This window comes from Nitrospira sp. (assembly GCA_016788885.1).
GTDB lineage: Bacteria > Nitrospirota > Nitrospiria > Nitrospirales > Nitrospiraceae > Nitrospira_A.
In genome coordinates this window covers 1-24,045 of record JAEURX010000017.1, presented here as the reverse complement: position 1 = coordinate 24,045, position 24,045 = coordinate 1, and the positions used below count along the sequence as shown (strand labels likewise).

Annotated in this window: 17 protein-coding genes and 1 pseudogene; 10 read left to right on the top strand and 8 right to left on the bottom strand. The window is 59.8% G+C overall.

Annotated features, from left to right (window positions below; all coding sequences use genetic code 11):
• Nucleotides 1-72 precede the first annotated feature (72 nt).
• The 10 genes from JNL86_04935 to JNL86_04890 all read left to right on the top strand — a co-directional run bounded on the left by JNL86_04935 (nt 73) and on the right by JNL86_04890 (nt 13,889).
• Complete coding sequence (locus JNL86_04935; GenBank protein ID MBL8042246.1) at nt 73-1,179, top strand: glycosyltransferase family 4 protein; 1,107 nt, start codon at nt 73-75, stop codon at nt 1,177-1,179.
• Nucleotides 1,176-2,234 carry an undecaprenyl/decaprenyl-phosphate alpha-N-acetylglucosaminyl 1-phosphate transferase gene (locus tag JNL86_04930; GenBank protein ID MBL8042245.1) on the top strand — a complete coding sequence of 353 codons (1,059 nt, stop codon included), beginning with the start codon at nt 1,176-1,178 and terminating at the stop codon, nt 2,232-2,234. The genes JNL86_04935 and JNL86_04930 overlap by 4 nt, the downstream gene beginning before the upstream one ends.
• Nucleotides 2,231-3,541, top strand: coding sequence for an FAD-dependent oxidoreductase (locus JNL86_04925; GenBank protein ID MBL8042244.1), 1,311 nt, complete (start codon nt 2,231-2,233; stop codon nt 3,539-3,541). Before JNL86_04930 ends, JNL86_04925 begins: the two co-directional genes overlap by 4 nt.
• 13 nt (nt 3,542-3,554) lie before the next feature.
• Nucleotides 3,555-4,748 carry a glycosyltransferase family 4 protein gene (locus JNL86_04920; GenBank protein MBL8042243.1) on the top strand — a complete coding sequence of 398 codons (1,194 nt, stop codon included), beginning with the start codon at nt 3,555-3,557 and terminating at the stop codon, nt 4,746-4,748.
• Between the two features lie 17 nt (nt 4,749-4,765).
• Nucleotides 4,766-5,884: a DegT/DnrJ/EryC1/StrS family aminotransferase gene (locus tag JNL86_04915; GenBank protein ID MBL8042242.1), complete on the top strand. Its 1,119-nt coding sequence runs from the start codon at nt 4,766-4,768 to the stop codon at nt 5,882-5,884.
• 518 nt (nt 5,885-6,402) lie between these two features.
• A complete protein-coding gene (locus JNL86_04910) occupies nt 6,403-8,241 on the top strand; it encodes a PAS domain S-box protein (GenBank protein ID MBL8042241.1) in 1,839 nt (612 codons plus the stop codon).
• 5 nt (nt 8,242-8,246) lie between these two features.
• Nucleotides 8,247-9,242, top strand: a complete 996-nt coding sequence (locus tag JNL86_04905; protein ID MBL8042240.1) for a response regulator — start codon at nt 8,247-8,249, stop codon at nt 9,240-9,242.
• A 172-nt stretch (nt 9,243-9,414) separates the two neighbouring features.
• Nucleotides 9,415-11,430: a Gfo/Idh/MocA family oxidoreductase gene (locus tag JNL86_04900; GenBank protein MBL8042239.1), complete on the top strand. Its 2,016-nt coding sequence runs from the start codon at nt 9,415-9,417 to the stop codon at nt 11,428-11,430.
• 239 nt (nt 11,431-11,669) lie between these two features.
• Nucleotides 11,670-12,932 (top strand): tetratricopeptide repeat protein, encoded by a 1,263-nt coding sequence (locus JNL86_04895; protein MBL8042238.1) that lies wholly within the window; start codon nt 11,670-11,672, stop codon nt 12,930-12,932.
• 204 nt (nt 12,933-13,136) lie between these two features.
• Entirely contained in the window at nt 13,137-13,889 is a 753-nt protein-coding gene (locus tag JNL86_04890; protein MBL8042237.1) for a hypothetical protein, read from the top strand.
• Between the two features lie 1,144 nt (nt 13,890-15,033).
• On the opposite strand, the pseudogene ppk1 reads toward JNL86_04890, so the two are convergent.
• From ppk1 to ugpC, 8 genes and pseudogenes are all read right to left on the bottom strand, one after another.
• Nucleotides 15,034-17,094, bottom strand: a pseudogene (ppk1, locus tag JNL86_04885) (polyphosphate kinase 1).
• A 180-nt stretch (nt 17,095-17,274) separates the two neighbouring features.
• Complete coding sequence (locus tag JNL86_04880) at nt 17,275-18,183, bottom strand: hypothetical protein (protein MBL8042236.1); 909 nt, start codon at nt 18,181-18,183, stop codon at nt 17,275-17,277.
• A 2-nt stretch (nt 18,184-18,185) separates the two neighbouring features.
• Nucleotides 18,186-19,859, bottom strand: a complete 1,674-nt coding sequence (gene ilvD, locus JNL86_04875) for a dihydroxy-acid dehydratase (GenBank protein ID MBL8042235.1) — start codon at nt 19,857-19,859, stop codon at nt 18,186-18,188.
• A 224-nt stretch (nt 19,860-20,083) separates the two neighbouring features.
• Nucleotides 20,084-20,452 carry a PepSY domain-containing protein gene (locus JNL86_04870; protein ID MBL8042234.1) on the bottom strand — a complete coding sequence of 123 codons (369 nt, stop codon included), beginning with the start codon at nt 20,450-20,452 and terminating at the stop codon, nt 20,084-20,086.
• Between the two features lie 33 nt (nt 20,453-20,485).
• Nucleotides 20,486-21,079 carry a hypothetical protein gene (locus JNL86_04865; GenBank protein MBL8042233.1) on the bottom strand — a complete coding sequence of 198 codons (594 nt, stop codon included), beginning with the start codon at nt 21,077-21,079 and terminating at the stop codon, nt 20,486-20,488.
• 26 nt (nt 21,080-21,105) lie between these two features.
• Nucleotides 21,106-21,753, bottom strand: a complete 648-nt coding sequence (locus tag JNL86_04860) for an NAAT family transporter (protein ID MBL8042232.1) — start codon at nt 21,751-21,753, stop codon at nt 21,106-21,108.
• Nucleotides 21,754-21,779: 26 nt separating this feature from the next.
• Nucleotides 21,780-22,817 carry a DnaJ domain-containing protein gene (locus JNL86_04855; protein MBL8042231.1) on the bottom strand — a complete coding sequence of 346 codons (1,038 nt, stop codon included), beginning with the start codon at nt 22,815-22,817 and terminating at the stop codon, nt 21,780-21,782.
• Nucleotides 22,818-22,977: 160 nt separating this feature from the next.
• Nucleotides 22,978-24,045: sn-glycerol-3-phosphate ABC transporter ATP-binding protein UgpC (gene ugpC / locus JNL86_04850; protein MBL8042230.1), on the bottom strand; the 1,068-nt coding region annotated here is incomplete at its 5' end.

The window sequence follows — 24,045 nt, the reverse complement described above, 5'->3', positions numbered from 1 at the left end:
CCGGTGGATATTTCGAGACAACGGGGCGATAGACGCGCCATGACGGTCACGTATTTTTCCAAGAGCTCGCCCATGGGCCCGAGTAGTCGCTATCGCGTCTATCAATTCTTGCCTCATCTCCAACAGGCGGGGATCGACTGCCATGTGGCTCCGCTGTTCGGTGCCACATACTTTTCCATTCTTCGATTGCGCTCTTCCCTGCTGCAAGGCTGTTTGAAAGTTCCTTATGTGCTGGCCCGCTTTCTCAAACGTCTGGGAACACTTCTTACCCTGGGCCGGCAGGACCTGATCGTGATCGAAGGGCAACTCTTTCCCTATGCGCCTCCGCTGATAGAACGGCTGTTGTGCTGGCTGCAGTACCGCTTGGTGTTCGAACTGGACGATGCGATTTATCTGACCCACGGCCATGAACGGAAAATGCCTGTGCTGTTGGCCATGGCGGCGGGAGTCATTGTCGGAAACGATCGGCTGGCCGCCTATGCTACCCGATTCTCATCCTATGTCACGGTGGTCCCCACAGTGGTGGATACAGCGCGGTTTGTACCGAAGCCGATTCCCACGACGGTCGCACGCGATCGAGCGGATGAGACCATTACGATTGTCTGGATCGGCCTCGCGTACAATCTCAAATATCTGGACGTGGTGGCGCCCGCGCTCCGCCGGCTCCAAGAACGGTATCCGGTGAAGCTTCGCGTGGTCTGTTCTCAGCCCCCGGCGCTCCCAGGCGTGGACATCGAGTTTCGCCCATGGACCTGGCAGCGCGAGGTGGACGATCTCCAGGATGCCACAATCGGCGTGATGCCGCTGGAGGATACGGAATGGGCGAGAGGCAAATGTGCGCTCAAGCTGTTGCAATATCTCGCAGTGGGATTGCCGGCGGTGGCCTCGCCTGTGGGCGTCAATAGCGACATCATCGTGGACGGGGAGAACGGATTTCTCGCAACGACCGAAGACGAGTGGTATGAACGCTTGCACGCGCTCTGCCGTCAGCCGGAGCTTCGAGCGCGCATGGGACAAGCCGGCCGCCGAACGGTGGAATCACACTACTCCTTGGCCTTGTGGGGGCCTCGGCTTGCCGACGTGTATCGGTCCTTTGCTGAATGTGCGCCGAATCAAGCGGCGCCGCGGCCTCTGCATCGCTCGGTTTCGAGCCATGGGCACTCGACTGGGGGCCGATGATTCTACTCACCCTCACATTCGTGGTTGCCGTGTTATTGGCGATGTACGGGGTGCCCATGGCACGCCGGGCTGCACTGAAGTTCGGGATTGTCGACAACCCCGATGGCCGGCTCAAGCACCAGCGAGAGCCGGTTCCATATCTGGGTGGGTTGGCGATTTACCTCGCGTTTCTCGTGAGTCTGGCTTTTACCTTCGAGTTTCGGCAGGACGTCCTCGGCATCGTGCTCTCGGGAACCCTGATCGTCATGTTGGGGTTGATCGACGATTTCGGCGTGCTCTCGCCGGGCACGAAACTGGCAGGACAGTGTCTGGCCGTCTTCGTGCTGATCAAGAGCGGGATCCGTATCGAGATCGCCTCCCTTCCCGATTGGGTCGATATCGTGCTGACGGTGTTCTGGATGATCGGCATCATTAACGCGTTCAATCTGTTGGATATCATGGACGGGTTGTCGGCCGGTGTCGGAATCATCAGTGCGGCATTTCTGTGCGTCGTGGCGGTGCTCAATGGTGACCAAACCATTGCGTTCATGCTGGCAGCGCTCATGGGAAGCCTCCTGGGGTTTCTGCGCTACAATTGGCGCCCCGCCTCCATCTATATGGGCGATTCCGGCGCGATGTTCATCGGCCTGATGCTCGGCGCCTTGTCCATGATCGGCAAGTATACGGAAGGCCATTCCGTCTCACTGCTGACTCCGGTGCTGATTCTCGGCATGCCGATTTTCGATACGCTGTTCGTCATGTACATCCGGTTCTTGCGCGGTCTGCCGGTCTTCCTCGGCAGCCCCGATCACATGGCGATTCGGCTGCGGCATTGGGGACTCTCGGTCACGCAGGTCGTGCTGCTCAGTTATCTCGGCGCGGCCGTCCTGGGCGGAATCGGCATGCTCGTCATGGCTGTGCCTCAGGATCTTGCCCTGGGGTTGAGCGGGCTCACGGTCATCGGTCTCGCTGCTGCTGCCGTGGCCTTGACGCGTGTGAATGTCTCCAACGGAGTGGTTGCCGTGAGCCATGAGGCTGCTCCGGCACGTTCGACAGAAAGGACCGGCGCCGTATGATTCTGATTGTCGGGGCTGGCTTGGCGGGGTTGAGTGCGGCCTATCACCTGCGTGGCCTGCGGTACAAGCTTTTGGAGCGGGAACGCGAGGTCGGCGGCCTGTGCCGTTCCTATGTGAAAGACGGCTTCACGTTCGACTACACCGGCCATTTGCTCCATTTTCGCCAGACGGCGATCAAGGCATTGGTGGAAAGCCTGCTCCCCGGCCAACTGCAGCGACATGCCCGCAAGTCGTACGTGTTCTCACATGACACGTATACGGAATATCCGTTCCAGGTGAATACCCATGGTCTGCCGCCAGAAGTCGTGCGCGAGTGTCTCCTGGGCTTCATCGCCACATTGTCGGATCCTGTCTCCAAGCCGCCGGCGGAGGGTCGTTCCTTTAAACAGTGGATTGTCGAGAGCCTAGGTGAGGGAATCGCCAAGCATTTCATGGTGCCGTTCAATGAAAAGCTGTGGCAGGTGCCGCTCGATGAGCTGACCTCCGACTGGGTGTCGTGGCTTGTCCCGAAGCCGGACGTGAAGGATGTCGTCAGCGGTGCGTTGGGCATAAAGGACAAGGCCTTCGGCTATAACCCGTCGTTTCAGTACCCGGTGAGCGGCGGTATCAAGGTATTGCCGGAGGCGTTCCTGCCCTCGGTGGAGAATCTGGCGTTCGATTCCCAATTGGTGGAGATCGAGACGGGCAGGCATCGGGCTGTCTTCCGGAGTGCTCAGGGGGAACGCACCGAGGAGTACGACCGTCTCATCTCGACGATTCCATTGCCGGAACTCGTTCGCCGGTGCGTCGATCTCCCGGCATCGATGCGGGAACTGGCTGAGTCGCTGCGTTGGGTGTCCGTGTACAACGTGAATCTCGCCGTCGCTCGGGAACGCATTTCAGACAAACACTGGATCTATTTCCCGGAGCACCGGTACCCGTTCTATCGGGCTGGGTTCCCCATGAATTTCTCTGCCTCGATGGGCCAGCCAGGATGCAGCTCGCTCTATGTGGAAATTTCGCATCAGCCGACGGAGCGGGAGTCGGACGCATCGCTCATCGAACGGGTTCGCCGGGGATTGGCGCAGGCCGGTGTGTTGCTCCCGTCGGATGACGTCGTGATGTCGGATGTGAAGGATCTGCATTATGCCTACGTGCTGTTCGATCGGTATCGAGGACGGGCAGTGAAGGAGCTGTTGGGAGAACTGGACCGGCGAGGCATTTCGTCGATCGGAAGGTATGGGCTGTGGGAGCATACGTCGATGGAGGACGCGATTGCCCAGGGGCAGCGGGTTGCCGCGCACTTACGGATGAAGGCCGCCGCCTGAGCGTGGGATCATCATGGATGTAGTCTGTCACGTCATCACCAAGCTGGAATTGGGGGGAGCACAGGAAGTGGCGATGCAGGTGGTGTCGAGCCTGGATCGCCGGCGATTCCGTCCGGTGCTGATTGCAGGGCCCGACGGACTGTTGACCGCGGAGGCGCATGCGCTTCAGGGCGTGGAACTGCAGCTGATTCCTTCCCTGGGGCGGGAGATTCAATTGCTGCACGATTTGCGTGCCCTCTGGGAACTCGTCGCGACCTTCCGACGGCTCCGGCCAAAGATTGTCCACACCCACAGTTCAAAAGCTGGTATCCTAGGGCGCGTCGCTGCCTGGTTGGCCGGTGTTCCCTGTATTCTGCACACGATACACGGGTATGGTGTGACGCCCGCGCAGCCGTTTTGGCTTCAGCGACTGCTGATCGGGCTTGAATGGATGGTCGGGCGCGTGACCACCCATTGGATCGCGGTTTCGCAGGCTGATCGCCGTCAGGGGCTTGAATGGGGATTGTTTACGGCCTCCCAGGTGTCGGTGGTCAGGCCCGGCATTGATCCGCGCGCGTTCTCTGTTCGGATCGAGTCGGCGGAGCGCGACCGTCTCAGGGCCACACTGGGAGTGGGTCCTGAGGATCTGCTCGTGGGGACGGTCTCGTGCCTGAAACCGCAAAAATCGCCCGAAGATTTTATCCGTGTGGCCGCGCTGGTGTGCCAGCGGATGTCCGCGGCACACTGTATTCTGGTCGGGGACGGCGAGCTACGACCGCGCATCGAGGCGATGATTCAGGCAGAGGGACTTCAGGGGCGGGTCACCCTGCTTGGTTGGCGCCGTGATGTCCCGGCGCTGCTGAAAGCGCTTGACGTCTTCGTGTTGACCTCTCAATGGGAAGGCCTGCCCTGCGCGATTCTGGAAGCGAGGGCGAGCCGGGTTCCGATCGTGGCGACCCGAGTGGGTGGCGCTGCCGAAGCGATTGTGGAAGGCATTCAGGGAACGCTCTGCCCGGCCGGCGATGTCCGGGCCATCGCAGGGCGAGTGTGCCAGATGTTGGGCGATGAACGGCTCCGCGCGGACCTTCGGAACGGGAACGACCAATTGCCGGAAGAGTTTACCATCCAGGAAACCGTCAAACAGTATCAGTCGCTGTATACGTACCTCCTGCATAGCAGGCGGCCTGTCGGCGATGTGATGAAGTTGCAGCCCAATCGATTGTCATGAGTGGACCGAGGGAGACGATGAACATTCCGCTGCTTGATTTGAAGGCCCAGTACCAATCCCTGCGCAGTGAAATCCTGGCCGCGATCGAAGCGACCTGTGATGAGCAGGGCTTTATCCTCGGGCCCCGTGTGGTGGCATTGGAAGAAGCCGTGGCCGCGTATGTCGGCAGCACGCATGCCGTGGGGGTGGCATCCGGAAGCGATGCCTTGTTGCTGGCGTTGATGGCCTTGGGGGTAAAGGCAGGCGATGAGGTGATCACGGTGCCGTTCACCTTCTTCGCCACGGCCGGGGCGATTTCTCGGCTGGGTGCCAAGCCGGTCTTCATCGATATCCGTTCTGATGACTTCAATATGGACCCGCAGTTGTTGGAACGGGCCATCACCAAACGGACCAAGGCAATCATTCCGGTGCATCTGTTTGGCCAATGCGCAGACATGGGCGCGATCAACGAGATTGCGCGACGACACAAGATCGGTGTGATCGAAGATGCCTGCCAAGCGATCGGCGCCGCGCAAAACGGACGGCGAGCCGGCGTGTTGGGCGATCTGGCCTGTTTCAGCTTCTTCCCCTCGAAGAATCTGGGCGGGTTCGGCGATGCTGGAATGGTGACCACAAACGACAAGGCACTCGCGGAGTCGATTGCCATGTTGCGGGTTCACGGGAGTCGTGTGCGATACGTGCATGAAGCGATCGGCATCAATAGCCGGTTGGATGCCCTGCAAGCGGCCGTCTTGCTGGTGAAATTGAAACGGCTCGATCAATGGGCCGAAGGGCGCCGCCGAAATGCCGCGCACTATGTGCAGTTGTTGACCGAGGCGCACTTGACCGATCACGTCACCTTGTCTGTCGTGGGCCGGGAAAACTTTCATGTCTTCAATCAATTCACCCTTCGCGTGCAGAAGCGCGACGAATTACGCAGTTATTTGAAAGAGCAGGGCGTGGGTACGGAAGTGTATTATCCGCTGCCGTTGCACCTGCAAAACTGCTACCGCGACCTGGGGTACCCGAAGGGTGCCTTCCCGCAATCGGAGCGAGCGGCTGAGGAAGTCCTGTCCCTTCCGATCTTTGCGGAATTGCGCGATGAGCAACTCCAGTATGTCGTGCAGACGATCGCCGCGTTTTATCGTAAACGCTAGCCTCACCTCGATCTCCGCGCGGGGGATGGTTCCGCGCTCCATTCCTGCTCCTATTTCTTAGGGCTCTCTCTGTGCGCATCCATGCCTGTCGGCGAAGGCTGCGACGCCCTCGTGGACTTCGCATGGTGCATCTGCCTGTCCTCCCGCATGAAGCACTAGGTCTCCATGGGCACGTCCTTGTCCACGCTTCAAGGCTGGTCGTTGGACCAACGACAGGACAGCCGTTTGCGCCTCGTTCAAGTCTGAACAGTCAGAAGGTGTCGGTGTACACCGACACGCACGCGGACGAGGGTTCCCTAATGAGACCGGCTGGATGAGCGATCGACATGGTGGGCGGGCGCGGTAGCGTCTTCCCCTTGGTCACTCCCTGCACGGCGGCGAAGGGCACGGTGTGGCGCCTGGTTAGTGGGGCCCAGCCTATCAGGTCTTCCACATGCGGAGGGAGATTGCGGCACGCCCGCGAGACCCAAGGCATAGGGATTGCTCGTACGTATCTGGCGACCGGAGACGGCGTCGTTATGATTATGACAATTCCTTCATCCTTCTTTTTGGGCATGATCCGCAACAGCTACTCGATTTTGGGTGTGGCGTTGGCGCTCATTGCCGTGATCGGGGCGGTCGATTGGTGGCTGCCCTTGGGCTTGACCATCACTTCGTTGTACGTCGTGCCTGTACTTATCGCGTCGCGCATTCCCTATCCGCGCATTACCTTCTGGGTGGCCGCCACGGCGTCGTGTGTCACCATTCTCGATCTGTTTCACAGCCCGCTTTACGCATTGACCTGGGTGAGTGCCGTGAACCGGGCGTTTGCCTTGATGGTGATTTGGGTCACCGCGCTGCTTTGCTTGCGGCGCCAGCGTGACGAGGCGGAGTTGTTGCGGATCAATGAAGACATCGAGCAGCAGGTGCACGAACGCACTTCCGCGCTTGCTGCCGTCAATCAAGAACTCGAAGTCCTGCGGGCCGAAGCGGTGTCTGAACTGGTGGCCATCGTGAAGTCGTCCGACGACGCCATCATCGGGATGACCCTGACCGGAATGATTCAGAGTTGGAACGGCGGCGCTGAACGAGTCTATGGATACAGCGCAGAGGAGGTGTTGGGGCGGCCGATCTCCGTGCTCTGTCCGCCGAATCGACTGGATGAAGTGCCGATGATGTTGGACCGTATCGCGCGCGGTGAACATGTGCGTAATGTCGAAATGGTACAGCGACGAAAGAAGGGCGACCGCATCGACGTGTCTCTGACGATTTCGCCGGTGAAGGATTCCGACGGCTGTGTGATGGGGGCATCGGCGATTGCGCGGGACGTGACGGTGAAGAAACGCATCGAGGCGGCGTTGCGGGAGAGCGAAGCGCGATTCCGGATGATGGCCGACACGGCGCCGGTCATGGTGTGGATGGCCGGCCCGGACACCCACATCACCTTCATCAATCGGCGGTGGTTGGAGTTTACCGGGCGCACGATGCAGGAAGAAATTGGGGACAATTGGTTCACCGGCATTCACGTCGATGATTTAGACCGCTGCCGAAAGTCGTACCTGGATGCCTTCAGGTCCGAACGGCCGTTTTCGTTGGAGTATCGGTTACGCCGTCACGACGGTGAGTATCGCTGGATCATGGACGCCGGCGTGCCCTTGTTCGACGAGGACGGCCGATTCGGCGGGTACATCGGCACGTGCATGGATTTGACGGAGCGGAAAGACATGGAAGATCAGCTCCGCCGCATGTTGAAGGAAAAGGAAAGTCTGTTGCGGGAAGTCCATCATCGGGTGAAGAACAACCTGCAAGTCATTTCCAGTCTGCTCAACCTTCAGTCGGCGTCCATCAAGGATCCGGTGGTGAACCAGTTGTTTCGTGAGTGCCAGGTGCGTATTACGTCGATCGCGCTGCTGCATGAAACTCTCCATCGCTCACACGATCTCTCTCATATCAAAATGGGCGATTACATTCGCACCTTGACCGGACACCTGTTTCGCTCGTACGGCGTCGATCCCACGCTGATTACGTTGGACTTGACTGTGGATGATGTCGAATTCGATATCGACACCGGATTGACCTGCGGATTGATCATCGACGAGTTGGTGTCGAATTGCCTCAAGCACGCGTTCGTCGATCACGGGAGCGGGACGGTGCGCATCGCCTTGCTGGACCATGTCGACGGCACGTTTACGCTCCGCGTCAGCGATGATGGAATCGGGATTCCCAAAGACGGCGTGCTCAACAATCCCGATTCATTGGGGCTCGAACTCGTCAGCTTGCTTGCGGAGAAGCTGGATGGGCATACGGAACTGACCAGTGGTTTCGGGACGGAATGGCGAATTCGTTTCCAGCAACTGCACTACTCAGAAAGGGTGTGAACGCCATGGAACCAGCGAGTATCTTGATCGTGGAAGACGAACCGGTCGTGGCGAAAGACATTCAGCTCAGCCTACAGAGGCTGGGGTACCGAGTTCCGGCCACTGCGACGTCGGGGGAGGACGCGATCCGCAAGGCGGGTGACACGCATCCCGATTTGATTCTGATGGATATCGTGCTGAAAGGGAAAATGGATGGGGTCGAAACCGCTCTCCAGATTCAGCGTCGGCAGGATGTGCCGGTCATCTATCTGACGGCCTATGCCGACAACCATACGCTGGAGCGGGCTAAGGTGACGTCACCTGCCGGCTACATGCTCAAACCCTATCAGGCCAATGAACTGCGTACGACGATTGAGTTGGCCCTGCACCGGGCTCAACATGACCGCCACATGCGTGAACGGTTGCGATGGATTGCCACGACGGTGCGTTGTATCGGTGACGGGATCGTGACAACGGATCGAGGCGGCCGGGTCACGTATATGAATCCCGCGGCTGAAGAATTTACCAGGGTGACTCAGGAGGAGGCCGTGGGCATGAGTGTGACGGCGCTCATGGGCTTTCCCGATGATGAGGGGACTCAGCAGGGGAACAATCCTGCCAATCAGGCAATGGCAGAGATGCGTCTCGTGACTATCGATCAGGCGACAGTGATTTCTAGGCAAGGGGAGCTGCGGTCCATTCGCGGGAGTGTCGCGCCGGTTGTCGATGACGGCGGCGCGGTGCTGGGGGCGGTGTTCGTCTTTCATCAGCGCGTCCCAGGCGATCGACACCTTGCCCTACCGAACTCACAGACGGAAGCCATCTGGAGAACGGAGGAGCGGCTGGGAAGGCCTCAGGGCATCATCAATCTATGCTCCTGGTGCAAACGCGTTCCGGACCAATCGGGCGAGTGGTATGATCTGGCCACCTTCATTGCAGAACGTTCGGCGATTCAGTTCAATGGGGGACTCTGTCCGGATTGTATGGACCAGTGTTTTCCCTGCGACGGCAGACATAAGTAGCGCGACACATTTCCCTTCACGATTCGTACGTCGTCAAGCCGCGCCCCGTAAGTTGGTCAATGGCTATTCTTTGCTCGGGACGGCCACCCCACCCCCTTGCACTAATTTCGAAGAAGGCTTCAAGAACGCGCGAGAATAGACTATAGTAGCTCTGCACACTTGCAGACGACTTGTGACGAACTCTAACCCGAACACTCCAGTGTCAGGACCCTTGCGGATCGCGCTCATCGGCGCGGGCCGCCATGCGCAGCATCACGCCCGCGCCATCTTGCGATGCCCCGGCGTGCAGTTGGTTGCGGTGGCCGATCCCTCCGATGCGGCTCAGGCTGCCATGCGCGACATTGTACCGGGAATCGGCTGCTTCAAGACGCCGGAAGAGCTGTTCGCCTCGGAAAAACTTCATGTCGTCCATATCATCACTCCGCCGGCGACCCATGCCCCGCTCGCACGCATGGCGCTCAAGGCCGGATGCCATATTTACGTCGAGAAGCCGTTCACCGAATCCGTCGAAGACGCGCAGCAGATCCTGGATGAAGCCAGCGCCAAAGGCCTTCGCGTCTGTGCCGGCCACCAGCTGCTGTACGAACCGCCCACCCGGGTGTTGACGCAATACTTGCCTTCGATCGGCCGGGTGGTGCATGTCGAGAGTTATTTTTCCTTCCGGACGGTCCGGCATGCGCCCGGCGGCAGGAAGGTACTTCGCGCCGACCATCAATTGCTTGATATCCTGCCGCATCCCGTCTATCTGCTGCTTCAGGTGTTGGAGCAAGCCGGGGAGGGGCGCACGGAACTCTTGTCGCTGGAAGTCAGTCAGGCCGGGACGGTCCATGCGCTGGTGCGTCGAGGCGGCGTCACCGGGGCGTTGATCGTGACGCTGGAGGGACGCCCCGTCGAAAGTTACTTGCGGGTGATCGGCAAGAACGGATCTCTCTTTGCCGATTACGTCCGTAGTACCACGCAACGAGCCATCGGGCCAGGATCGTCCGGTATTGATAAATTATTCGCTCCCTACCGACAAGCTTGGCAGCTGTTGACCGGTACGACCTCGGCGATGGCGAGCCGCTTCCTCAAGAGCCAGCGGAGTTATCCGGGACTAGCCGAACTCTTTTCGGCGTTCTATGACTCGGCCCGCAACGGGACTCCGTCGCCCTTGTCGCCCGAGAGCTTGTTGGAGACCGTCCGTATCTGTGAACGGGTGGCGAAGGCATTGAAGGCGGGCGAAGCCAAAGCTCTGGCGGCGGCTGCGCCGAAACCAGTAGAAAGCCGCGGTGTGCTGGTGACTGGTGGAACGGGATTTTTGGGAAAGGAAATCGTCCGTGCCTTGTTGTCGCGTGGACGCCCTGTCCGGGTGGTGGCCCGGCGGGAACCCTCGCCCTGGGAGCGGATTGCGGGCACGGAATATGTGGTGGCCGATGTGGCGACCGGAGCTTCCGTTCATCTCTTCAAGGGTGTGGATACGGTCATTCATGCCGCCGCAGAAACGGCCGGCGGCTGGCCGGAGCATCAGCGGAATTCGCTCGATGCGACGGAACACATGATTCGTGGCGCGGCTGCGGCGGGCATCAAGCATTTCGTCCATGTCAGTAGTCTTGCCGTGTTGGCTCAGGGCACGGGGCAGCCGATTCCCGATAACCATCCCTTGGAACCGGACAGCAAAGGGTCGGGGCCTTATGTCTGGGGTAAGCTGGAATCGGAACGTCTAGCCGTGCAACTCGGGAAGGAGTTGGGCCTGTCGGTGAAGGTTATTCGCCCGGGCGCATTGGTCGATTATCGCGATTTCGATCCGCCCGGCCGCCTCGGCAAGCGCCTGGGCAATATCTTTGTGGCGGTCGGGTCGGCGGGTGACCGTCTGGGCGTCGTGGATGTCGGATTTGCCGGTCGTTTCCTCGGTTGGATGACAGACGCCTGGGACCAGGTACCAAGCCCTTTGAATTTGCTTGACCCCGTGTCTCCGACCAAACGCGAGCTGCTGGATCGTCTTCGCCAGGCTAACCCGGATCTGTCGGTATGGTGGCTGCCCAGATTCGTGCTCCTTCCGCTGTCGTGGGTGGCAACACTGGCGCAAAAAGCCTTGCGCCCGGGGAAGCCGGCCATCGATGTGGCGAAGGTCTTCAGCGTCCTCCCCTATGACACCTCCGGTATTGCGAGGCTTGCTCCCCTCGTCGACTCCACCCAGCAACAACGCTAGTCGGGTGTGCTCTCATCAGACCTGCCAGTGATCCGGTACAGTCCGTCGTGAACAGGGCTCGGTCGTATTGAGTGGGTGCGTGTTAACTAATTGAAAATATGTACGAAATGTTGGTTGCTGAAAAAGAACCGCTTCCGGGGTTGATTTGAGGCCTTGGAGGGGGTAAGTCTTAGTGGTATCCTGCAGATCAAACAGCATTTCCGAACAGTAACCTCCTCACCATCCACGAGTGAACCACCATGAGCATGCGATTGAATGCCCGAGCACTTACCCTTGGTCTGGCCGTCCTGGGCTTCGTCTCAGGTTGCGCGGAGGATCACCGTTGGCGGTCGGCGATGACGGAGGGCACCAACGCGATGCGCTCCGGAGATTACACGCATGCGGAAGAATCATTTGTCGCGGCTCGAAAAGAGGCCGAAGTGTTGGATCCGCAGGGAAAACGCTTGGCTGAAACCTTGAGCCAATTGGGTGAGGTGAATCGGGAGTTGGCTCGCTATCCCCGTGCCGAAGCGTTGTTTCAGGAAGCTCTGGCGATCCGCGAACGGGTCTATGGTCCGGCTCATGCGGAGACGGCTGCGAGCCTGACGGATCTAGGCGAACTCTACCGTCGTCAGGGGCTCTACACCCAGGCGGAGGCGCTTCATCAACGTGCCCGGGAAATTCGAGAGAAGGTGTTCGGCGCGGATCACAGTAAGACGGCAGAAAGTCTGAACAACATTGCCGTGGTGTATCAGGACCAGCATCGGTTCTCCGATGCGGAACCGGTGTTGCAGCGGGCGCTGGACATTCTCGAAAAGCAGCTGGGCCCGGAGCACAGTTTAACCGCCATCACCCGCGACAATCTGGCCCAGCTCTATCAGGCGCAGGGGCAACATGCCCGAGCCATGCCGCTGTATCAGCGGACGTTGACGATTCACGAAAAAGCCTTCGGGCCGTATCATCCGATCGTTGCCAGAAATCTTGAAAACCTGGCCGACACCTACCGGGCGCAAAATCAGTATCCCCAGGCCGAGGTGTTGTATCAGCGTGCCGTGAGCATCTTCCGAAAATCAATCGGGAATGAGCATGTCGATACGGCGGAGGCCATGAGCCGCTTGGGGCAGCTGTATGAGCTGCAAGGACTCTACTCCCAAGCTGAGCCGTTGTTTCAGCAAGCCATCGCCATCCGCGAGAAACAGCAAGGGGCCGACAATCCTCACGTGGCCGGAGAGTTGAAAAATCTCGCCTCTCTGTATCAATCGCAGAACAAGCTCGACCAATCCGAAGACCTGTATAAGCAGGCGCTGGGTATCTACGAGCAGGCGGTGGGGTATGATCGTGATGCCTACGTGAAGACCTTAAAGAATTATGCCTCGCTCCTGAGGCGGAGGCAGCGATCCGGCGAGGCCGAGCGTTTGGAAGAGCGCGCGAAAAGTGTGTTAAAGCGTCTGTCGCTGGAGAGCCAAAGCCAGGGGAAAACAGCTGCAGAGGCTCCCCTTGCCCCGGTCGTGCCGGTTCCGTAGTCCGCTCCTGTGTGGCCGTTCCGGTCCCTGAGACGATCCACCGCAGTAGACTTCCTCACTGCCATGAGCCTGTGCCACACCCACCGATTGAGTCCGGTGTGCCCTTGAGCTCCCGACACCCTGCATAAGTAGCTATTGTGACGCCGCCTCGGATCTCCTACACTGGGGCCGCCAATCAGGTTGCGTCAATCCAGAGGGACATGCATGAAGAGAGCACTGATCGCGATCGTTGCCATGGCCTTGTTGTCCGGTGCGGCCTGTGCCAGCAAGCCTCCGAAGAAGCAGTTTCAGATACTCGCCGGGGAGTTTGTCTCTCCGGTTCGGATTACGAAGCCGGTTGATCAACAGAGCGCTGTGATTGGTCTCACCATGAAGAGCCCTGCTTGGGTGCCCAATACGGAAGATCGACTCTATCTCGTCAAGATCGAGAAGGACCGTGACCTGTTTGACGGGACGAAGTTGATTCCCACGAGCATCGTGGTTCCACCGTCCGGCAGCAGTGGCGGCGGGACGGTATACGTACAAAATGTCCCGCCCGGTCGCTACGCGGCGGTGGCATTCAGCACGTCGGAGAAGGGGTTCGGCAAGGTGCGCGAAGTCACGCTGTTTCTCCTGCCGAAATCGGTCGTCGCACAAAGCGACACGACCGTGGCTCCAGGGGCCATTGCGTTCATGGGAGAGTATGAGGTGGGGGCCTCGACGATGGTGCTGCAAGAGAAGGCCGCCGACGAGGTGCAGGAGCACTATTTCGAGGCCTTCTGGGGCAAGCCCTTGGCCAATGTGATTGCCGATCTTCAAGTGCTGGGGACGCCGGCCTATTTCGCCGTGCACACGGTTGGCCTCAAGCGTGGGAGTCGGGATGCCGAAGCTGAATCCCGCTTCCTGGCGACCGCCAAACGCGATCTCGAGCCGGCCTGGTCGCCTGTGATCGATCGGTATCGTCCCTCCTCGCGGTAACGGGGCCTGCGCATGTGCTTTGAGCCCGCTGATGTCATGCGGGAGGTTGTTTCCCTTCTGCCTGACATTGCGTTCCGCTCCCGATACAAGCAGACGCCGGCTCCGAGTCCTCTCTCACATCCCCATCCATCGTCCGCCTCTGTTAACACACTGTTTACCTGTTCCGCACCTGTGTGTGATGTCCGCCCTGTATGCTCCTCTTGAAACGGTTACTGCTAGCAGAGGAGGAATATGATGCGACTCGTACACGGAGGTTTCCAGGTCTATCGGTCCCGTCCCCGCCGGAAAGACGTCCTGTCGCTTCGTCCCGCGCCCATGCATGTCCACGGCACCTGCCGGGAGTGTTGGAAAGAGATTCCGTTTACTCAATCGAGTCGACGATCTCAAGCCACTCTCTGTCGCACGTGCATTGAGGCACGTATTGAGAGTCTTGCCGCCGATGCATTGTAGCCGGTATTGAGTCGCATGGCCGGTGTATGCCGGTGGCCGGTACGCCGCCGCCTCTCGCATCGGCCCGCTCCTGGGTGCTTTTCCGCCGAGCCTATCGTCCGTCGTGTGTGCGGTGGCCCAGAGTAGTCGATGGATTTCATGCATGATCCGTTCGACGACCATGAGCCTTCTTCGTTTGCATGCCCATCACTGCTTGGTCTGTTGCATCTGCCCAACATGAATTGATCATAGCAGTGCATGCTCACGCGTCTTCCTGGTCACGTATGAGCATGCGCGGCCTCGATGAAATGGGTGGCTGTCCCGCTCCGGCTTAGAAGAGGGGAAACAGCCAGGGAGAGAGGCGCGGAGAGGTGGACGCAACTCAAGTCCCAATGCCCATGAAGGTCTTTATCGGTGAGCCATTGTCAGAGAAGGCCGACGACGTTCCGCTCTGATACCTGGCCGATCAGAGCGTCTGGAGACTGCCTGGAGCCGGTAGCCCTGTCGAGATTGAGCAATCGCCGACACATGACACAGCAGAATTGGCGGCAGGAGCGTCCGATTTCTGGGCTATCCATGACATGGCGCTCCGCATTCCCGCACGGACTGTTGCGTCACAGGTTACACAGGGAAAACGACAGGGGGATATGGGGGAGGGTAAGACGATGTGAACACGACACGTCTGTGAAGGGGACGGTCCATCGAACGCTAAGCGCTACGATGTCACCAGCTTGTTCATCAGCCAGTGTTGGGCTGAGCGTGGAGACCGGCGTCCCGGTGTCAGGCGCCGATAGGTGCCATCTCGATGGAGCGTCCAGGCGTGGGTGTTGTCTTCGAGGTAGGGGCGGAGGCCCTCGTCGATCACACGCTGCCGCAAGGTGTTCTCCAACACCGGAAACGCGACTTCGATGCGCCGGAAGAAGTTGCGGTCCATCCAATCGGCACTGGAGAGGAAGACTCGATCATCGCCGTCGTTCAAGAAGTAAAAGATTCGACTATGTTCGAGAAACCGGCCGATGATCGACCGCACTCGGATATGTTCCGACAGTCCCGCGATACCGGGCCGTAGCGCGCAAGGCCCTCGGACGATGAGGTCGATTTTGACACCGGCTTGGGAGGCTTTGTACAACGCGCGAATAATCTGCGGCTCCAACAGCGCGTTCATCTTGGCAATGATGTGGGCGGGTTTGCCCTTCTTGGCGCGGTCGGTTTCACGGCCGATCCATTTCAGCAGCGTGGCATGCAGCGTGAACGGCGACTGCAGCAGGTGTTTGAGGCGACCCGGTTGTCCTAGGGACGTGAGCTGCTGAAAGACCGTCCGGACATCCCGCCCGATCGCCGCATCGCAGGTAAGCAGACCGAAGTCGGTGTACAGTTTCGCGTTGCGGGCGTGGTAGTTGCCGGTGCCGAGGTGGGTGTAGCTGCGCAGGAGGCGGCCTTCACGCCGAAGAACGAGGCTCATCTTGGCATGTGTCTTGAGTCCCACAACCCCATACACCACATGAGCGCCGGCTTCTTCCAAGTCGTGCGCCAGTTCGATGTTGGCTTCCTCGTCAAAACGTGCCCGCAATTCGATGACCACGGTGACTTCTTTTCCGCCACGCGCGGCATCCACCAGCGATTGCACGATGGCTGAATCAGCTCCCGTCCGATACAAGGTTTGCTTGATGGTGAGTACGTGCGGATCGGTAGCTGCCTGGCGGAGAAACTCTGTCACCGGGGCAAATGACTGATAGGGATGGTGCAGCAGGATGTCACCCTGGCGAATGGCGTCGAACCAATCCTCACTCGGGATGGGGGGCGTGGGAACGCTGGGCGTGAAGGGGGCGAATTTCAAATCCGGTCGATCGACGAGATCCGGCACGGCCATCAGCCGATGCAAGTTCACCGGCCCGTGGCATTGATACACGTCGCGGGCTTCCAGATGGAATTGTTCACGAAGGAAATAAACCAGATCCGCAGGGCAGTTGTCGGCCACCTCAAGTCGCACTTCGTCGCCGAATCGCCGTTCCGGTAGTTGGCCCTCGAGTGCCCGCCGAAGGTCGTCGACATCTTCCTCGTCGACGAACAGGTTACTGTTTCTCGTCACGCGAAACTGGTAACAGCCGGTGACTTGCATGCCGGGAAACAGCTGATGGACAAAGGCGTGGATGACCGACGACAGGAATGCGAAATCATGCGGCCAGGCGGTGTTGCGTACAGGTAGGTGGATCACGCGCGGAAGCGAGCGCGGGACCTGAACGATCGCGGTGCCGTTTGGGCGGCCAAAGGCATCCGTTCCTTCGAGCGTGACCAGAAAATTCAGACTCTTGTTGAGGAGCTTGGGAAACGGGTGCGCGGGATCAAGACCGACCGGACTCAGCAGCGGCAACAATTCTCGCGAAAAGAAGCGGCGCATCCAGCGAATGTGCGACGGCATCCAGTCGACCCGCTTGAGAAACCGGATGCGTTCGTCGGCAAGCTTCGGGATCAGCGCGTGATTCAGCACATGATACTGTTCGTGAACGAGCTGATGAGTCAGCACGGCGATGCGGCTCAGTAGTTCGGATGGCGTCAGGCCATCGGCGCCTCGCTGTTCGGCTCCATGCGTGACCTGCTCTTTGAGTCCGGCCACACGCACTTCGAAAAACTCATCCAGATTGGAACTGACGATACAGAGATATTTCAGTCGCTCCAGCAGGGGAACTTTCTGGTCCTTCGCGAGATCCAGAACACGGCGATTGAATTCCAGGAGGCTCAATTCACGGTTAATAAACCATTCGGGACGGGACAGATCACTGGTCACGGGCCGTCCGCCGGCAAGTGAAGGCGCGGGGGATGGGAGCTGTGGGTCTAAGGCGTTGCGTCGGGGCGGCGTCATGAGCGGATGCGCAGTCTACACCAGTCTGGCGGGTTGGTTGATCAAGAAATAGTTAACTTTTTCGGTCCCCGCCGCCGCCCTCGTCGGGCTTCTCCCTCATCGGGTACATCCAATGCGGGCGGTAGAAACCACGAAGTTGTCCCAGTAGCGCTGCTGGACCCGGCTGAATGGGACAGAGGTCCAATACTGTTCCAGGTACACGGCATTGATACCGTAGTCCTGATAGGTGCTGATCCAGTTTAGGCCGGTTCGCCGTGCCTCCAGCTGATCGTCAATCCAATATTCAAAGATGCCGTCGCCCGCATCGCCTTGGTTGAGCTTCATGTGCACTTCAATACAGAACCACGTGCCGATCTTTGCCGGACTGAACAACGGCGTCTCGCCGCCGGCCGCTCCCAGCCATCGCAATCGCGGGAAATCGTTGTAGGTAGTGGTCCGCAACGCGCCTGACTCATCCGTGCCGGATGCAGGGTCGAGATACAGGCGTTCCGGATCAGAGCCGGGCAGGCCGCCGCTCCATAGATGGCCGATGGCCGCCTGGGCATACCGGTCGGTGGAGAGAATGGTCGCTCGAGTGAGTTTATCCGCCCCGCCGCCTGTCCAGCCCGGTTGCAGCCGCAGGTCGAACCGCCAGTAGATGTCACGATACTTGGCGGTTCCGGCATCGACTGGTTTCATGTACGCGCTGGGCGTCTTGCCGAATGCCAGGTGGAGCGAGCCGCCGTGCGGATCGCCGGGAAGGTATTCCGCACGCATGCCGATGGAAGCGCCGACTCCAGCTCCTTCCTCACGGACGAACCGGCCGTGCCGGATGTCGTATTCGAAATAGTTGCTGAGCCGGTCGACTTCGAAATCATCGCACCAGATCCATTGGGGCTGGCGGCGTTGCCAATCGCTGCACAGGGGCTGAGGCGGCTCGACTGCCTCACTGGGAGAAGTTGCCCCGAGGAGGCAAGCGGCGGCGATCATCGCCGCCGCAAGACTCCGCCGAGACAGGGTCAACATGGTTAGTTGGTCACCGCCCCTTCGGAGGCCGAAGAGACGTGGCGGGCATATTTCCCCATCACGCCGGAAACGTAGCGAGGCGCCGGGTGTTTGACCTTCTTCAGGCGGGAGGCCAGTTCCTTCTGCGTCACGTTGACGTCCAGCCGCCGTTTCGCGATGTCGAACGTGATGACATCACCGGTCTTGACAGCGGCGATCGGACCGCCTCGGACGGCCTCCGGGGAGACATGTCCGGCCATCAGACCGTGCGTGGCACCAGAGAAGCGTCCGTCCGTCAGCAATGCGACGGAATCGCCGAGTCCGGCTCCGACGATCGCAGCGGTGACGCCGAGCATTTCCCGCATGCCGGGCCCGCCTGACGGTCCTTCATAACGAATTACGACGACATCGCCGGCTTTGATCTTTCCGGCCTGCACGGCCTTGAAGGCATCTTCTTCGCGTTCGTACACCTTTGCCGGACCGCTGAAATGCATGATCGAGTGACCGGCGACTTTCACGACACAGCCCTCCGGTGCGAGGTTGCCCTTCAGAATGACCAGGCCGCCTGTCGGCTTGATCGGTGTGGACAGTGGCCGGAGCACCTGTTGGTCCGGTTTTTCGACGGCGGCTTTGGCCTCTTCGCCGATCGTCCGTCCGGTGACCGTGATCTGGTCCGGGTGCAGGATCTTCGCATCGATCAAGCGTTTCGCCACCAGGGTTGTGCCGCCGGCCGCATAGAGATCCGCTGCCGTAAAGTGACCTCCGGGCTTCAAATCCGCCAGCAACGGCACCTTGCGGTTGATCTTATCGAAATCATCAATGGTGAGCCGCACACCCATTTCGCGCGCCACAGCCAGCAGATGCAAGACGGCATTCGTTGAGCCGCCGGTCGTCGCGACGGCAGCGATGGCATTTTCGATGGAGCGCCGCGTGATGATCTGCTTGGGGCGAATGTCTTTCTTGAGGAGGTCCATGACCAATTTGCCGCATTCGAAGGCCACATCGTCCTTTCGCGCATCCATGGCCGGAACCCCGTTGCGTCCCATCGGCGAAATGCCGAGGAATTCGAACGCGATGGCCATGGTGTTGGCGGTGAACTGACCGCCGCAGGCGCCGGGCCCTGGACAGGCATGGTCTTCCAGGTCTTTCAATTCGGCATTGGTCATCTTGCCGGACGCGTGTTTGCCGACCGCCTCGAACACATCTTGAATGGTGACGTCATGTCCTTGAAAGTGTCCCGGCATGATGGAGCCGCCGTAAATCATGAGCGACGGGACGTTGAGCCGGCAGAGCGCCATGACGGTGCCGGGAATGGTCTTATCGCATCCCGACAAGGCGACGACGCCGTCGAACAGATGCCCTCGTGCGACGAGTTCGATGGAATCGGCGATGACCTCGCGACTGATGAGCGATGCCTTCATGCCCTCGGTGCCCATGGAGATGCCGTCCGAAACCGCGATGGTGTTGTATTCGATCGGGGTGCCGCCTGCCGCGCGGATGCCGGCCTTGACCCTCTCCGATAGCCGGCGCAGGTGAAAGTTGCAGGGCATGACTTCAATCCAGGTGTTGGCGACGCCGATCAGGGGGCGTTCAAGGTCGGCATCGGTGAATCCGACAGCTTTCAGCATGGCGCGGGCCGGTGCACGGCCCGGTCCGTCGAGCAGATTGTGGCTTTTGTGTCGCGGGTCGATGGTCATGGAAACTCCTTCAGTTACGGAAACGGGAAGCTGTCGTTCAGCATCGAGCGAGTGCAGATGGATCGCGAAACTTTCGCATAGATGGGCGTGAAGGGTCAATCTGCGGAGCTGAGGGGCCGGGATGGACTGAGGAGACGCGGCTTCCGCCGGACTGCTGAAGGAGCGTGATGGAAGGAAGTCGGCAGGGTGGCACCGGAAGATGCCACCCTGCCGCAAACGGCTCGTTAGTGTTTGTCCTTCTTATCGTGCTTCTCTTTCTTGTCGTGTTTCTCGTGCTTGGCTTCCTTGTCGATCACGGCGCCGGTCGCGGCGTCGATATGCACTTCCATCATTGCGCCGTCGGCTCCGAGCACTTCAACTTCCCAGACGGTCTTGTCATGCTTCTTTTCGAGTTCAGCTTCAACCGCCGTGCCGGGTGCCGCCTCCAACGCGGTTTTGATCGCCTGGTCGATAGTGACCTTCGCGTCCTTTACCAGGTCGGCGACGTCGCACTTTTCGTCCTTGCCCTTGTGGCCCTTGTCGCTCCAGGCCGGAGTCGTCGCCAGGCAGAGCGCCGCAACCATGAGGGCGGGAATTGCCAGATGCTTGATCATCGATGACCTCCGATTCAGTGCCGGTAAAGGGGGTTACTGCGGTTTTGCCTCGCCATGCGGATTCGCACCATGCGGGTTGCCGCCATGAGGATTCTTGCCGTGCGGCGCGCCCATACCCTTGTGCTGCTGCATCATTTTCTCATGTTCGGCCTGCTCCTTCGCGCGCTGTTCCGGGGTCAGGAGGGCGAGGGCGTCACGCCGAGTCTTGACCGAGAGCACGCGGAGCCCGATTTGCACATCCGCGCTCTGCTTCAACTTGGCTTCAATGGCTCCGATGTCGGACTTTTCGTCGTCGGTCAGTGCCTTCACTTCGCGTTCGGCGACTTGAATATCGGCCTCCATCTTGATGCGGTTCTTGTCGAGGTTGAGCTGGAGTTCTTTGAGTTTTGTGATCTGGTCGGCACTCAGCCCGATCTCTTTTTCATGCTTCAGCAGATGCCGGATAAGGTGGCCTGCGCCTCCGTGCATCATCATTTCCATCATCGCGGCACCCATGCCGTGGCGGTCTTTTTCATAGCCGCCGCCGTGCCCGCCGTATCCGCCTTCGGGATTGGCCCAGGCAGGGGAGAGCGTCAACGCGCAGGCGATGGCCGACGCGGTGGCCAGAGTGAAGAGTTTCGTCGTCATTCGAGTCCTCCTTCGGTTAAGTGCGATTAATGTCCCGTCAGCCCCCGCAACAAACCCCGTTCGCCGGTGAGGGCATTGACCATAAATTGAACGGCTAGCGCGGCCAGCAAGAGCCCCATCAAGCGAGCGATGATCTTCTCGGCAATGGGGTTCAGCCACTTCGCGCTCCGTGCGCCGATCGCTAATATACTGTAACTCGCCAATCCGATCAGTACAAGGCATCCTAGTAATACTGCGCGCAAGGCCCAGGTCGTGGCCTGGGTCTCCAAGAGAATCACGGTGGAGATTGCCGCCGGTCCCGCGAGCATGGGAATGGCGAGCGGGGTGACGGCGATGTCGTCCTTGCTGGTGCCGGCGGCGGTTTCGGCCGCCGTTTCCTGGACTGTGGACCGTTGCGCGCGCAGCATGTCGAGGGAGACCAATAGCAGAATAAGGCCGCCTGCGATTTGCACGGCGGGGAGGGAAATGCCCAATAGGCTGAGCAGGGTTTGCCCGAATAGGGCGAACCCGGTCAACAACCCGACCGTTACGAGGCAGGCGACACGTGCGGTTCGCAGTCGCTGGGCCACGGAATCCCGCGGGGTCATGGCGAGAAAGGCCGGGACCACGGCAATGGGATCGACGATCACAAAGAGCGAACTGAACGCGAGGAGCGCGTATTCGACCCACGTCATGGACGGCCGGCCTCCGTGAGGGATGCTCAGGATGAACTGCGTCTGGATGCGGCGAGGATCTCGGCGCGCGGATCGCTGTGGCGACCGCGGCTCAATTGTTCGTAGAGCGCGCGTTCCTCGTCGGAGATGGCGGTGGGCATGACGACTTTTAACTTGAGAAAGAGATCGCCCTGCTCGCCGGTGGCGGTGGGCAATCCTTTGCCTTTCAGGCGCAGCTTGCTGTCGGCTTTGCTGCCGGGAGGAATCTTCACCTTCACCGGCTCGGTCAGCGTCGGGGCCATCACTTCGGCGCCGAGTGCTGCTTCCCAGGGCCAGACCGGCAGCGTGACCTGAATGTCGGATCCTTTTTGCCGGAACACTCCGTTGGTCTGCAGATGGACACGCAGGTACAGATCGCCGGGCTTGCCTCCATTGACCCCTGGTTGTCCCTTGCCCGCAATGCGCACGCGGGTATCGTTCTCCACGCCGGCCGGGATCCGGACTTCGATGGTGCGTTTTTCCGCCTGAGTGCCGGCCCCCCCGCACACCACGCAGGGGCGCCCTCGGACGATGGCGCTGCCGCCACAGGCCTTGCAGACGACGCGTTCGGTCAGATCGATGCGTCGGGTGACGCCGGTCAGCACATCGCGGATGCTGAGGTGAACGTCGGTTTCCAGGTCTTCCCCATCGACCGCGAACCCCGCGGTTCCTCCTGCCGCACCTCCACGCCCACGGCCGCTGAAAAATGTTTCGAAGATGTCTCCGAAATCGCCGCTGAATCCACCGGCTTGGCCGCCGCGTCCGGTTTGGGCACCTGCCTGCTGTCGGGCCTTCTCGTACGCCTCGGCTTGTTCCCAGTTCTGGCCGTACTGATCGTATTTTTTTCGCTTGTCCGGGTCCGACAACACCTCATGCGCTTCGTTCAATTCTTTGAACTTCTTCTCCATTTCCGTTTTTTTTGCGCCGGTATGGAGGTCGGGATGGATTTCACGGGCCCGCTTGCGAAAGGCTTTCTTGATGTCGTCGGCAGAGGCGTCCCGTTGGATGCCGAGAATTTCATAGTAGCCGCGTTGTGCTGTCGCCATCAGGGTCGGTCCCTATCCAAATGCTGTGTGAAGTTGAGGCAAAGAACGCAATCCTTTCCGGAGCTTACGGGGTCTCCGGATGCAATGCAAGCGAACGGGCGGTTTTTCTCCGTCGTTCAGCGTGCCCGCTATCACAGAGATAAGAAAGTCGCGGCCACAGTCAAGTGGGCGTGGTGATCGGGTCGAGCCGACGGTTGTCGGCGAAGAGATGGAGCTTGTCGAGAGGGAAATAGAAGGGCAGCGCCTGTCCCTGGACGCTGTCCGTGCGGCGAGTCGTTCTGACCACGAGGCGCAGTGCACCGATCTGGCAATGCAACAGGAGGTCTGCGCCAAGATCCTCCACCAGGTCTACCGTGCCTGTGACTGGTACGGCTTCCGGGGATTCCCGGAGCACGATATCTTCCGGACGGATGCCGAGCGTGACGGCGGATGTGGGCGTTGGCTGAGGTGGGATCAGTCCTGCCGGGAGTGGGATGGTCAGATCGTGGCTGCGGAAGAAGGACCTGCCTTGCTCCGTCGTCAGGCGACCTTGCCAGAGGTTCATCGGGGGCGTGCCGATGAAGGAGGCGACGAAGGGATCGGCCGGAGCGTTGTAGGTCTGCTGAGGATCATCTGCCTGATGGATGCGTCCCCCTTCGATCACCACGATGCGGTCGCCTAGTGTCATCGCTTCAACCTGGTCGTGGGTGACATAGATCATGGTCGCCTGCAGGCGTTGCTGCAGTTTTTTCAACTCGATCCGCATCGAGGTGCGCAGTTGCGCATCCAGGTTGGAAAGCGGTTCATCGAAGAGGAACAATTTGGGTTTCCGCACGATGGCGCGACCCATGGCGACGCGCTGTCGTTGACCACCGGAGAGCGCTTTGGGTTTGCGGTCTAGTAACGGCTGGATGTCGAGCAACTGAGCCGCTTCGGCGATACGGGTTTCGATCGTGTCGCGCGGGACTCGGCGTATCTTCAGCGCAAAGGCGAGGTTCTCACGAACCGAGAGATGCGGATACAGCGCATACTGCTGAAATACCATCGCGATGTCACGTTCTGCCGGCGGCAGGTGATCCACCGCCTTGCCGTCGATAGACACCTCGCCGGCGGTCTGGCTGTCGAGTCCGGCAATGATGCGGAGGAGTGTTGATTTACCGCAGCCGGATGGGCCGAGCAGAATCGTGAAGCTGCCATCAGGCACTTTCAGCGACACGTCGCGTAAGACTGGTTGATCGCCAAAAGATTT